The sequence below is a fragment of the Haloferax elongans ATCC BAA-1513 genome, assembly GCF_000336755.1.
GTDB classification, from domain to species: domain Archaea; phylum Halobacteriota; class Halobacteria; order Halobacteriales; family Haloferacaceae; genus Haloferax; species Haloferax elongans.
Genome location: NZ_AOLK01000011.1, coordinates 115,790 through 128,391 on the forward strand (window position 1 = coordinate 115,790; position 12,602 = coordinate 128,391).

Annotated in this window: 13 protein-coding genes, 1 pseudogene and 1 CRISPR repeat array; of the genes and pseudogenes, 9 read left to right on the plus strand and 5 right to left on the minus strand. The window is 60.3% G+C overall.

Annotated features, from left to right (window positions below; translation table 11 throughout):
* Nucleotides 1–7 precede the first annotated feature (7 nt).
* Nucleotides 8–1,333, minus strand: coding sequence for a hypothetical protein (locus tag C453_RS19875; protein ID WP_152418004.1), 1,326 nt, complete (start codon nt 1,331–1,333; stop codon nt 8–10).
* 44 nt (nt 1,334–1,377) lie between these two features.
* A complete protein-coding gene (locus C453_RS02875) occupies nt 1,378–3,372 on the minus strand; it encodes a DUF460 domain-containing protein (RefSeq protein ID WP_008322602.1) in 1,995 nt (664 codons plus the stop codon).
* Between the two features lie 161 nt (nt 3,373–3,533).
* Here C453_RS02875 and C453_RS02880 point away from each other — a divergent pair.
* Both C453_RS02880 and C453_RS02885 read left to right on the plus strand, forming a co-directional pair.
* Nucleotides 3,534–4,466 (plus strand): annotated as a pseudogene (locus C453_RS02880) (prohibitin family protein); the annotation flags it as partial.
* A gap of 2 nt (nt 4,467–4,468) precedes the next feature.
* Nucleotides 4,469–4,813: a hypothetical protein gene (locus tag C453_RS02885; RefSeq protein ID WP_008322604.1), complete on the plus strand. Its 345-nt coding sequence runs from the start codon at nt 4,469–4,471 to the stop codon at nt 4,811–4,813.
* Between the two features lie 28 nt (nt 4,814–4,841).
* On the opposite strand, the gene C453_RS02890 is transcribed toward C453_RS02885, so the two are convergent.
* Nucleotides 4,842–5,726: a PhzF family phenazine biosynthesis protein gene (locus C453_RS02890; protein WP_008322605.1), complete on the minus strand. Its 885-nt coding sequence runs from the start codon at nt 5,724–5,726 to the stop codon at nt 4,842–4,844.
* Between the two features lie 69 nt (nt 5,727–5,795).
* The gene (rnz, locus tag C453_RS02895; RefSeq protein ID WP_193788052.1) at nt 5,796–6,728 is read right to left on the minus strand and encodes a ribonuclease Z; all 933 of its coding nucleotides are present in this window, start codon (nt 6,726–6,728) and stop codon (nt 5,796–5,798) included.
* 184 nt (nt 6,729–6,912) lie between these two features.
* On the opposite strand from rnz, the gene C453_RS02900 reads away from it, so the two are divergent.
* The 4 genes from C453_RS02900 to C453_RS20520 all read left to right on the plus strand — a co-directional run bounded on the left by C453_RS02900 (nt 6,913) and on the right by C453_RS20520 (nt 9,477).
* Nucleotides 6,913–7,938 carry an AAA family ATPase gene (locus C453_RS02900; protein ID WP_008322607.1) on the plus strand — a complete coding sequence of 342 codons (1,026 nt, stop codon included), beginning with the start codon at nt 6,913–6,915 and terminating at the stop codon, nt 7,936–7,938.
* A complete protein-coding gene (locus C453_RS02905; RefSeq protein WP_008322608.1) occupies nt 7,939–8,541 on the plus strand; it encodes a protein sorting system archaetidylserine decarboxylase in 603 nt (200 codons plus the stop codon).
* Nucleotides 8,542–8,661: 120 nt separating this feature from the next.
* Entirely contained in the window at nt 8,662–8,931 is a 270-nt protein-coding gene (locus C453_RS02910) for a DUF7571 family protein (RefSeq protein WP_008322609.1), read from the plus strand.
* A 123-nt stretch (nt 8,932–9,054) separates the two neighbouring features.
* On the plus strand, nt 9,055–9,477 hold the full coding sequence (locus tag C453_RS20520) for a hypothetical protein (RefSeq protein WP_241430657.1): 423 nt from the start codon (nt 9,055–9,057) through the stop codon (nt 9,475–9,477).
* A gap of 217 nt (nt 9,478–9,694) precedes the next feature.
* Nucleotides 9,695–9,991: direct repeats of the CRISPR family, unit length 30 nt; unit sequence GTTACAGACGAACCCTAGTTGGGTTGAAGC.
* 63 nt (nt 9,992–10,054) lie between these two features.
* Here C453_RS20520 and C453_RS02920 read toward each other — a convergent pair.
* Entirely contained in the window at nt 10,055–11,017 is a 963-nt protein-coding gene (locus C453_RS02920; RefSeq protein ID WP_049907519.1) for a methyltransferase domain-containing protein, read from the minus strand.
* A 154-nt stretch (nt 11,018–11,171) separates the two neighbouring features.
* Here C453_RS02920 and C453_RS02925 point away from each other — a divergent pair, with 154 nt between their 5' ends.
* Genes C453_RS02925 through C453_RS02935 form a run of 3 tightly spaced genes read left to right on the plus strand, consistent with a single transcriptional unit; the run spans nt 11,172 to nt 12,538 of the window.
* Nucleotides 11,172–11,483 (plus strand): DUF5658 family protein, encoded by a 312-nt coding sequence (locus C453_RS02925; RefSeq protein ID WP_049907481.1) that lies wholly within the window; start codon nt 11,172–11,174, stop codon nt 11,481–11,483.
* A gap of 58 nt (nt 11,484–11,541) precedes the next feature.
* A complete protein-coding gene (locus C453_RS02930) occupies nt 11,542–12,108 on the plus strand; it encodes a TATA-box-binding protein (protein WP_007544216.1) in 567 nt (188 codons plus the stop codon).
* Nucleotides 12,109–12,157: 49 nt separating this feature from the next.
* The gene (locus C453_RS02935; RefSeq protein ID WP_008322615.1) at nt 12,158–12,538 is read left to right on the plus strand and encodes a DUF7473 family protein; all 381 of its coding nucleotides are present in this window, start codon (nt 12,158–12,160) and stop codon (nt 12,536–12,538) included.
* Nucleotides 12,539–12,602 lie beyond the last annotated feature (64 nt).

Genomic DNA, 12,602 nt, shown 5'->3' on the forward strand with positions numbered 1-12,602 from the left:
ACTAGAATCAGGTATTTTGAGCGTCAGTTAGTTTTGCTAACTGATTTTCTACACCGTCCAGATCATGTTCCTTCGAACACGTGAGCAATTTAAGTAGAACTGAGTCAATTTTCGTTGTTACTATGTCTGACTCAGCATCTTTTAACGCATCTATCGCGCCTACAATCGGCTTGAATAGTTTCACTTGTTCTGATTCAGATAGCTCCCAGATAGCACATTGTTCACAACAGTTCACCGATAGCTGCTCTATGTATCCGATCTGTCTAACTACGTTACTTATATCATTCCTATCCATTGACAGTAATATATTGTTTCTGATTTCAGTGATTCTTTGTTCAAATATATCGTAGCTATCTATGCTTGGTTGAACTCTTCCCTGCTTAATCACGTCTGATGTCAAATGTTCAATCTCTTTTTTTGAGATATTGTCAGAATCAAACTGAATAGTTGCTGCAGGTTCTGGGTTATATTTCATCTCGTCATTTGGGAATGTATTCCATTCCACACTGACAACACCATCTTTCTCAATTAACTCTTGGTATGAATTGAGTGACAGGTCAATTGCAAATGAGTTGGTGGATAGTTCGGACTTTGATATTGAAACTGCTTCATGAGAACAGTCTGTTGCCAATTTATCAGATTCTACAAGTTCACAAACCCGTTTCAAATGGCGCTTTTGGTGGATCGTATTATACAGGGCCTTTTCTGCTTGTCTATACGTCTTCTTCTCTTTAGTAGGTGGTCTACGTATTAATCCAATTAGTACCGTAATCACTGTAGGTGAAATAATGACCAAAATTGCTGTTGACGCTATGTTAGATATCTGTTCTGCGGCCTGAGAATAATATGGGACTGAAACCCCAAGAACCAAGAATCCAATTACAATGAACATACCGGTGATTACAAAATACCCTGAATTTATCGTGTTCCTCAACCTATTATTTGAATCGTCAGTCACCAAATCATATATAATTTTAATAACTACACCTAGGATTGGTGCGGTCCATTGTAACGAGTCTAGATCTAATGGCCCTGAGAGAAATCTAAGAATAGCTTCGCCAGGAACCAAATTCACCGGCTTCCAGATCAAGACTACAAAACCAACTATAAGAGAATACGACAACAATATAGCAAAATTTTTGACAATCGGATTGGGTGTTTTTATCCCTTGTCTTGCTCTTCTGAAAATATTTGTCGGACTCCATATTCTGAAATATGCACGAATCTTAACCGAGTTAAAGGGGGAAATAATCCCATGGTTCATGTAGTATATGATGCCTAGGAATAAAGAATATAGCAAAACAATTACAACATCCCAATTAACCGTTTGCATGATGCATGAGATTTTGCCAAATCACATATCATTTGTCATATTTTTCATCGCCTATCGGCGCGATGCTCGGAGATAATCTGGTCGACCATCGACTCCTGTTGCTCCTTTCGACGCTCCGCGGCGCGCTCTTCCCAATCAGCAATTGCAGATTCGACTGCTGACTCCTTGGCAACCGCGAGTTCGTCTATCTCCTGAATCGTCACGCCGTCGGCGGGAGCGACCGGAACCTCAGCTTCGAACAGCACCTCGTCTGCGACTTCCGAGAGGTTGCCCGACCGGAGGACGACCTTGGGGTCGAACTCGGCGAGGCGCTCGGCGGTCGTTCGTCCCGCGCCGCTGGCGTCGCGGAGGTAGACCACGTCCCCTGCGGCGATGCCGTACTCTTCGACGGTTTGGTCGAGCGCGCCGTTGGTGAACTGCTCGACGATTTTGACCGGGACGAGGTTCCCATTGGTGTTCACGTCCGCGAAGTTCGAGTGGTCGAGTTTCCACAGCGACTTCAGGCGGTCGAGTTTGTCGGCTAACTCCTCGTTTTCGGCCTCTAAGGACTCGACTTTCCGTTCGAGTCTGTCGTTGTCGCGTTCGAGTCTGGACACCTCGCGTCGCTCGCGGGCCTTCCGGCGCTCTTCGCGTCTGGCGTCCGAGAGTTCCTGTTTGTACTCCTCGATGGTCTCGTCTTTCTCCTCGATGGTCGCTTTCAGGTCTTCGACGTGGGATTCGAGGCGTTCGACTCGGGATTTCAGCGACCGGATTTCGCGCTCCTCGGGCGAGAGGTCGGGTTCGGTCGGGGATTCCTCGTCGGAGTCGTCAGTCTCCTCGTCCCCGTCGTCGTTCATCTCTCGAAGGACGGCTTCGACGGACTCCTCGCTAGAGAGGACGCGAGCGATGACCTCCTCGCGGTCGATTTCGGCTGGGACCTTCCGCGAGATGCGTTCGAACTGGTCTTCGTGGTCGTCGAAGGCGAACAAAGCGGCGGCGAGGGCGTCGCGCTCGTGGTCGTTCTCGTAGTTCACCTCGCGGGTGCGGTGGAGTTTCTCGTCGACCGGGATGTCCTTCGGCGGTGCCCAGCCCGCGGCGTCGAAACTTCGGCGGAACTTCTCGGCCGTCTCGGGCATCGGGTGTACGTCGGCCGCGACGAGTGCTGGGCGACCGCGCTCGATGAGCCATTCGATGACGGCGGCGGTGTCGGCGGTGCGAGTCGAGTGGATATCGAGGACGCGTCCGTCGAGCCCGACGACGGCGACTGCCGTGGTCGTGCCGGGGTCGATGCCGACGATGACTCGGTCGCGGCGCTTGACGAGGGGTTCGAACTCGATGCCGTCGCGGCGCTCGCGCTCGATTTCGACGCGGGTGTCACCGGAGCGGTGCGTCGAGACGGGGATGTCTTGCGGCCGCGCTTCGACCGTGTACACCGCTTTCGAGTAGCCGCCGTACTTTTCGGTCACGTCGCGCTCGTACGCCAGATTCGCTTCGTCGAGTGCGGACTCGACTTCGCGGGACTCGCGTTTGACCGACCCGTGGATACGACGCGTGTAGCGGTCTTGACTCCAGCCACCTTTGCCGGTCGAGCGCCCTCGAGAGACCTTCACGGTCGTCGTGTTCTCGAAGGCGGCGACCTCGTGGCCGACGTTCGCGAGGGCGAGTCTGGCAGCGGCCTCCGCCTCCTTCATCGGCTTCTTGCCGTACGGAACGCCGTGTCTCGATGCGACTCGCGAGAGGGGTTCCGGTCGCTCGGCACCAGTCACCTGCACGAGTTTCGTCTCGTGGGGAAGCCACTGCAGGAAGCGGACGAGGTCGTCTTTGTCGGTCGCGAGTTCGTACATGTTGTCGGTCGCGACCATCGCGGGGACCTCGCTCTCGATGAGGCGACGTAACTTGCGGAAGGAGACAACGTCTCGTTCGATTCGGACCTTGTCTGACTCGGTGTCTCGGGTGTCCAACACGACCAACGCGTACGACGGGGAATCCCCTCGAACGTCGCCGCTTTGGATGTCGACGCCGAAGACGACCGAGTCAAGCGCGCTCGTCCGGTCGTTCACGGCGGCGAGTAGGGACGCGCCGAATATATACTCCACGCCGGAGGTGGTTTGCTCTCCTCGCCAGCACGTGTCTGCGTTCTTCGCCAGAACGAACGTGCTCTCGTGTCGGCTGAAAGACTCAATACGAAACAAACAACTCACCAGAGTGAAATTTCTGACCGATGAGTGCAGACTCTCCATCACCGCCGTCTATGACCCCGCGGTCACTGACGCGGATTGCCCTGATTGCAGGTATCGCCCTCCTCCTCATTGCCGCCCCCATCGCCGGACTCCTCGCGTGGGAGCCAGTCGAAGAGGGGAACGTGAAAGTCGTCAAGAAGTGGGGCGCGACGACCGGAACGGTGTTCGAACCCGGCGCGCACCTCGTGAACCCAGTCGCACAATCGACCGTCTCCCTCTCGGTCCGCCCGCAGTCGTACACCATGTCTTCGTCGACTAGTGAGGGCGACAAGCGGGGTGACGACGCCATCACCGTCCTCACACAAGACGGACTGCGAACCGACATCGACGTGACCGTTCGCTACCGCGTCGACCAGTCGAAGGCGGTCAACTTCTACCGCAACTACCGCACCCTCGACACTGCAGAAGAGCGACTCATTCGCCCGTCGATTCGCTCGGTCCTCCGTACCGAGGCCGGTCGGCTCCCCGTCACCGTCATCTACACCGGCGAAGGTCAGACGCAGTTGAAGGCCGCCGCCGAGAAGGAACTCTCGAACGAGTTCTCCGAGGCTGGTATTATCCTCGAAGCCGTTCAGGTTCGGAACGTCGAACTCCCGAGTGAATACGCACAGGCAGTCGAACAGAAGGAAATCACCGAGCAGCGTCGCCAGCAGAAGCAAGACGAACTCGCCGTCGAAGAACTCGAAGCCGAGCGCAAGCGCATCGAGGCACAGGGGCAGGCCGACGCGAACCGCATCCTCGCCGAATCACTCTCTGACGAGGTGCTCGCCCAGAAGTACATCGAGAAGTTAGACGAGACGGACACGGTGTACATCCCGGTCGGTGACGGCGGCTACCCGCAGTTCGTGCGTTCGCTCGACAGCGATAGCTCGTCTGACTCGTCGACCGACTCCGACACTAACAGCACGTCCAACTGATGCGGTTCGGTCGCGAACTCGTCGCCGTCGTCATCGTGTTCGCTCTCGTCGGCGCACTCGTCCGCACCGGTGTCGGGCGGTTCGTCCTCCCAGTCGTGGCTTTGGGTGTCGTCGCGGGCGTCGTCGTCCTCCTTACGCGACGACCAGCCTACACGCGGACGACGTTCGGCCCGCGAACGCGGATTCTCGAATCGCTCTCACCGGATGCCGACGCCGTCTGCGTCGAATGCGGGTCGCCCGCGACGACCGTCAGACGCTACGTCCGCGAGTGGGTGATTCTCGGCGTTCCTGTCGTCCTCCTCGACGACGGGCAGATTCCCATCTGCGACGACCACCGCGACTGAATCGAGGGTCGGCCACCGAGAACCGTTTTTAGACTAGGTTCGCTTCCGCGACGAATTCGACGCGACCACCGACGCGAACAGTCACCTCTCCGGCATCGCCACCCTCGTCGCTGGCTTCGAGGTGGAGATGCGAGGGGCGGCCCATCTCGTAGCCCTGCTCGACCGTCACCTCGACGCTCGACTCACCGAAGTACTCGTGCCGAGCGAGATAGCCCGCGAGACAGCCGTTTGCGCTTCCGGTGGCAGGGTCTTCGGCGACGCCGTGACCGGGTGCGTACATCCGCGCCGCGAGGTCGTTCGCGTCGTCGCGCGGGTCCGGACAGAAGGGAAGCAGGTTCTCCGGACCGCCATCGTCGAGGAATGCGCGGTATGCGGGGAGGTCGACTTCACTCCGGCCGAGGGCATCGCGGTCGCGGAGGGGAACCATCAGTGCTGGGAGCCCAGTCGAAACGGCCTGTACGGGCCAGTCAGTGTCGAGGTCGTCCACGTCGAGCGAGAGGACTTCTGCCAGCGTCTCGTGTGCGAACTTCTCGCCGAACTCGGGTGCGTTCTGGGTCATCCAGTACACCTCGTCGCTGCCCGCTGTGCGCACTTCGACTGGTATTTTCCCGACACCGAGGTTCAGCGTGATGTCGTCTCCGGCCTCGAAGTGCTCTCGGAGGGTGGCTGCGGTCCCGAGAGTCGGGTGTCCGGCAAACGGAATTTCGCCCGCAGGCGTGAAGATTCGAACGTCGAACCCCGTCTCCGGGCTTCCACCTTCGATGAAGGTCGTCTCGGAGTAGTTCATCTCCTTTGCGAGCGTCGCCATCTGGTCGTCCGAAAGCGTGTCAGCGTCTTCGAAGACGGCGAGTTGGTTTCCGGCGTACTTCTCGGTGGCGAACACGTCGAGGATGTGGAAGTCGTTCGAGGGCATACCCCGTGGTGCGTCGGGTGGTGAGAAAAGCGTATCTGCTGGCCGACATGAAACACGCGGCCCTGTGACTTACTCGTCCGCGTCGCTGTCGGGGTACGGGATGTCGATTTTCTGGCCATCCTCGGCGACGAATACCTCGCCGTCGAAGACTTCCTTCGCCTGTTCGAGCAGTGGTCGCGGGTTGGCGGCGTAGCGCGCCGAGATGTGCGTCAGTGCGAACCGGCGGACGTTGGCGTCGCGGGCGACGCGAGCCGCCTCGCGGGCGGTCGAATGCGCCGTCTTGGCTGCGCGCTCTGCTTCCTCGTCGGTGAACGTCGCGTCGTGGACGAGTAGGTCGGCGTCTCGGGCAATCTCGATAGTTCCGTCGAGCGGGCGCGTGTCACCGGTGTAGACGACCTTCCGGCCGGGTCGCGGGTCGCCGACGACGTCCTCGGACTTGATGACTGTCCCGTCTTCGAGTTCGACATCTTCGCCGCTGTGGAGGCGGCCGAATGCGGGTCCGACCGGGACGCCGAGTTCCTCTGCCTTCTCGCGGTTGAACCGGCCGGGTCGGTCGTCCTCGACGAGGGCGTAGCCGACCGACGAGGTTCGGTGCTCGGTCTCGAAGGCACGGATTTCGTAGTCGTCGCCGCGGTAGGCGACGTTTCCGGGACGGGTTTCGTGAACCGAGACGTGAAAGCCGGGTTGGTAGCCGCCGGCGTGGACGAGCTTTTTGAGGTGTTGCTTGCTTCCCGGCGGGCCGTGGATGGCCAGCGAGTCGTCGCGCTCGTTGAAGTCGAGCGTCTGAATCAGGCCGGGGATACCGAGGATATGGTCGCCGTGGAGGTGCGTGACGAATAGGTGCGAGATACCGAATCCGGTCCCGAACCGCATCATCTGACGTTGGGTTCCTTCCCCGCAATCGAACAGCAGGCGCTCGCCGTCGCGGTTCACGAGGAACGCGCTCGGCGCTCGCGCCGTGGTGGGAACGGCCCCGCCGGTCCCGAGGAAGGTTGCACGCATGGACATGAACGAAACTCGTGGCGGCGGGGGTAAACGTGCGTCGAATCTGCGGCGCGGCAACAGTCCCGCGCCGGCGCTGTACCAACGTAGCGAGACGGCGTGTCGCGTCGGCGACGAGGGGGACACACATTGACGACGACACGGACCGACCGATTCTTACCCGACCGTCTGTTACGGCAGTCCAATGGACGCGCCGCTGTGGACCGAGACGCACGCGCCGACACTCGACGAACTCCCACAGCCGGAGGCTCGCGAACGCTTCCGCCGCGCCGTGGACGAGCCGATGAATCTCGTCGTGCAGGGGCCGCCGGGCGTCGGCAAGACCGCCGCAGTCCGCGCGCTCGCCGAAGCCGCCCACGATGACCCCGACAACGACCTCATCGAACTCAACGTCGCGGACTTCTTCAACCGGACGAAAAAGCATATTCGACAGGACCCCCGGTTCGAGCAGTTCCTCGACGGTCGGAGCCGCATGGCCAAACGCGACATGATAAATCGCGTGCTCAAGGAGTCGGCGAGCTACGCCCCGATGTCGGGGACCTACAAGACCATCGTTCTCGACAACGCCGAATCTATCCGCGAGGACTTCCAGCAGGCGCTTCGCCGCGTGATGGAACAACACCACCGGACGACGCAGTTTATCATCACCACGCGTCAGCCCTCGAAGCTCATCCCACCGATTCGCTCGCGGTGCTTCCCGGTGCCGATGTCCGCACCGGCTGACGAGGACCTCGAAGCGCTCCTCGCCGACATCCTTGACGCCGAGGGTGTCGAGTACGACGCGAGTGGACTCCAGTTCCTCGCCGACGCCTCGGGTGGCAACATCCGCAAGGCCATCCTCTCGGCGCAGCGCACCGCCACCGAAGCCGACGAGGTGACGATGTCTACTGTCCACGCCGCCCTCGGCGACGTTGGCTTCGACGACGAACTGAAGACGCTCCTCATTCAGGCCCGCGAGGGCGACATCCGCGACGCCAGAAAGACTGTCACGACCCTCCTCGACGACGAGGGCTACGAGGGCCAGGAACTCCTCCGTGGCATCCTCCGGGTCGCCGACGCGACGCCCGAGCGATTCGCCGACGGCGAACTCGCTCGCCTCCACGAACTCGCCGGGGGGGTTGATTTGGACCTCGTGACCGGCATCGACGACCGCCTACACATCACCCATCTCCTCACGAGTTGGGGCGCGGAAGTCCGCGACGAGGCCTGAATGAAGTTCGCTCCCGGCTACCGACGGTTCGCCCTTCCGGCGTTCCTCGGCGCGGCAGTCGCGGCGTTCGTCTTCCCACCCGCAGGCGCAGTGCTCCTCGGCATCGGTGCGTTCGTCCTCTGGTTCTTCCGCGACCCCGAGCGAACGCCACCAGCCGAATCGGGCGTTATCTCACCCGCCGATGGCCACGTCTCCGTCATTCGCGAGGAGGGCGACCGCGTTCGCGTCGGGGTGTTCATGAACGTCACCGACGTGCACGTCAACCGCGCACCCGTCGCGGGCGAGGTTCGGGACGTGACCCACCGCCCCGGTGCCCACAAACCGGCGTTCTCGAAGGATTCTGATAGGAACGAGCGCGTCGATATCGAGGTCGTAGGCGACCGCGGCGACGAGTACGAGGTGTCCCTCATCGCCGGGGCGTTCGCCCGGCGGATTCACCCCTACGTCGCGCCCGGCGACGAACTCGCCCGTTGTGACAAAATCGGCCACATCGACTTTGGCTCTCGTGCGGACGTGTTGTTGCCGCCCGAGTTTGGTGTCGAGGACGTGGTTGTCGAGAAAGGTGAGTCGGTGCGGGCGGGCGAGACGGTCGTTGCGAAGTAGTTGTCGCGTCTCCTAACCCCTGCAACCTCTTTCTTTCACTCTCTCCGTGCTGTTCCAATTTTGAGACTTTCGCGGCGATAGATATATGTACTATGCTACCAACCCACATTCTGTACCGCTATGAAGCCATGTCACAGTTGTCGGTCGGTCATCGACGAGTATTTCCTGGACAAACAACTCGAAACGCTGCGCGACCTCACAGTGGACGACTTCAACATCTGTGCGGATTGCGTGACTATCGTCGACGATGCGTGCGTGGAGTGCGGCGGCGGGGTGTACGTCCCGCAAAACGAATCGGACGTTCCCGACTACTGCCCGGCGTGCCGGTCTGACCTCATCGCTCGGACCGGTCAGGACCCGGGTTGGAACTGCGACACCATCTCAACGTAAACGGCACCCCGGCTCTCACCGTTTGCGCTTTTTGACTGACTCTGGCACCCTGAGTAGCAACGCATCCAGTCTCGGGACAGCAACTTGACAACTGTCTTCTTCCTCGGCGCTGTCGGTCTTCGTATGCCCTCCACAGCTTCCGCCTCTTCCACCACCACTTCCTCCTCGCCGTCGGACTGGTGGTACGGGGTCGCCATGTTCCCACTCACGCTCATCACCAGCCTGCTTCCGGTAGTCGGGTTCATCGGCGTTCACCGTCTCGTCAGTCCCGAAAACCCGAGTGTCTACATGCTTTTGCTCGGCGTGTTTCTCTTCGCACAGGGTGCCGCGATGCTCCTCGCTGTCATCGTGTTAGGGGCGCTCGTCTTGGATATCCACGAGTTGCAGAAGACCGACGACTCGTGGCACCCCCACTGGGCGTGGGTCGTCCCCGGGGTCGTCAATATCGCAGGGCCGCTTTTCTCCCCGGCCTTCGCCGTGTCCCTGCCGCTGTTGACGTTCTATCTCTACCGGCGCGGGAAGCGAGTCGGTGCGCCGAGTTTCTGACCGGGTGCTTTCGACTGATGACACTCTGACGAACTGTACTCGGTGATACGACAGCGACTCGGCCGTGGTGGGCGTTTGCGGACACCCGTCTTGGACCTGTTCGGGTGCTCTCCAAACTACAGTCGACCCCCCGGGGCTGAGAGGTGTACTGAGGGTCGACGGAAACTGATGAGTGAGAGCGGTGGATATAGGACTCTACGCCTACGAATTGGATATGGTTACAGACGAACCCTAGTTGGGTTGAAGCAATCTTTGAGTTAGACGGCATTGCCGGTGACTTGATTGTTACAGACGAACCCTAGTTGGGTTGAAGCCCACTGGTGCGTGGGTGACCGATGGCATCGTTACCGACAGTTACAGACGAACCCTAGTTGGGTTGAAGCTGCGATGACCCCCCAATCCAGGAGCGAGCACCTTGTTACAGACGAACCCTAGTTGGGTTGAAGCATCGGTACGTCGATGCCCATAACGAGGTCTCGTGCGAGTTACAGACGAACCCTAGTTGGGTTGAAGCTACAACGGCTCCAATGCAGTCGTTGACGTGTCGTCGTTACAGACGACCTGCATCGATTGAAATCTAGTCTGCTCGATGCAACAGATGCACGTACCGCACTAGCGACCGGTGCACCCGCCGTTCGAACACCTGTTCGACCTCCCAGCCAGCGTCTTCGGCTTCATCGACCCACGACCTATCGGCGACCATCACGCACTGCGGCGCGACCCGGTGAACCTCCGCGAGTGCTCCACCGACCAAATCCGCGAGCGAGTGCTGAGCAATCTTCGACTGCCGACCATACGGGGCGTCGAAGACGACGCCGTCCATCGAATCGTCGCAGAGTGGGAGTGCCGTCGCATCGCCGCGAATGACCGCACCGGAGCCGACGTAGTGGTCCACGTTCACCTGCGCACCGCGGGCCATCTTCGCCTGTGCGTCGACGCCGACCACGTCGGCACCGACTAACCCGGCTTCGAGGAGGACGCCGCCGGTGCCGCACATCGGGTCCAAAATCCGAGCACCGGGTTCCGCACCGGCCATGTTGACGAAGGCGCGGGCGTCCATGGGTGCCATGCTCCCCGGTTGGAAGAACGGCCGGTCGGTGGGTTTTCGGTCGCCGAAGCCACGGACGCCCTCGACGACGGTCCAGCCGACGAGACAGGCGTCTTCGGAGAAGTAGACGCGGAGTTCGTGGTCCGGGTCGTCGAGGTCGACGCCGAAGCCACGGTCGACGAGTGCGGAGCCGAGTCGGCGCTCCGCGTCGGTGGTGCTGATGCCCGTTAGGGCGCGAACGTCGCGGGCGCGGACAGCGACGGTTCCCTCGCGGTCGATGGTGGCTCCCTCGACGATAGCGCGGGCGGCCTCGATATCCGGGTCGCAGTGGCCGACGAGTTCGACGACGCGGCGGGTGTATGCGAGATGCGCCGCTCGGTCGGCATCGACGCCGCGGGCGGTGGCGAGGCCGGGCGCGACGACTTCGACGCCTGTCGCCGCCGACTCGGCCTCGCGGGCGGCGAAGTCGTCTTCTTCGCCGGCGAGTTCCAATCCGTACACGCTCGGAACTGACGGCCCGCGAAAATGAGGATATCGGTCGCCGGTGGGCCCGTCTTGGAGTTGGATGGGAACAGCACCAGTAGTCGTCCGAACGTGATAGTTCGGCGACGACGAAATTTATTATCACTGGATAGAATCCACTCGCATGGCTTCTCTCGACGCCATGCTCTGGGGCGCGGCGGCGCTCGCCTACGGTCTCGGAGACTACGTCACGACCGTCCTCGGCGTCAGATTCGCGGGCATTCAGGAAGGCAATCCAATCGTTCGACTGCTCTCTGGTGGCGACCCCGGACCGGGCTCGTTCGCCGTCTTGAAAATCGTCTCTGTGGCGCTGTTCTTCGCGACCTACTGGGTTCTCAGACCAGCCTCTGCTCGACTCGCAATACCTGGAGCGCTGACATTTCTGGGCGTGGTGGTCACCGCCCGGAACGTCCAAATCATCCGGCGGCGGGTGTAAGTTGTCAGTCTCCTGCACCAATCTTTTTAAAGGTTAAATACGTGACTTAAACCGTTACATGACCGACCCCAAGGACACAATTAACATCGAGAACGTCGTCGCCTCCACGGGAATCGGCCAGGAGTTGGACCTCCAGAGCGTGGCGATGGACCTCGAGGGCGCAGACTACGACCCCGAGCAGTTTCCCGGTCTCGTCTACCGTACCCAGAACCCCAAGTCTGCGGCGCTCATCTTCCGCTCCGGGAAGATTGTCTGCACCGGCGCGAAGTCGACAGACGACGTTCACGAGAGCCTCGGTATCGTCTTCGACAAGCTCCGAGAGCTTCAGATTCCGGTCGACGACGACCCCGAAATCACCGTCCAGAACATCGTCACGAGCGCGGACCTCGGTGAGAACCTGAACCTCAACGCCATCGCCATCGGGCTCGGTCTGGAGAACATCGAGTACGAACCGGAGCAGTTCCCCGGTCTCGTCTACCGCCTCGACGAACCAAGCGTGGTCGCGCTCCTCTTTGGGTCGGGCAAACTCGTCATCACGGGTGGCAAGAAGCCGGAAGACGCCGCAGCCGCGGTCGACGTCATCATCTCGCGTCTCTCGGACCTCGGTCTCCTCGGCTCGTTCTGACCGGGCACGAATCGACCGAACCTAAGTTCGTCGCGTCCATTCGGCCGATATGGACGTGCTCTCCCTGCAGACGGCGACCGACGGCGCGCCGATAACCGCCGTCGCCGGAACCTTCGCGCTGTTCGCGCTGTTTCTCTCTCTCACCGCACACATCGCTGCACGGAACGTCCTCGGCGACGTCGAAGTCAAGAAGGCGTTCGCCGTGGGTCCTGTTCCGGCAGCCATCGCCGTCGTCTTTACGACGTTTCAGTTGAACTCGTTTCTCGCACTCGCACTCGCCATCGGGTTCGACTTCGGACTCGTCAAATTCCTCTACGGCCAGTCGAACCGCCTGTCGGCCTACGTGGTCTTTATCCACTTCGTCGTCTCGGTCATCCTCGGCGTCGTCCTGTTCGGACTCGCCGTCATCCTCTCGACTGCGCCGGTCTGAGCCGGCCAACTCCGTGACGGAGGTTGATTTGTCGGTGGTTCGTCCTGTGTAGCTTCATTAGTTT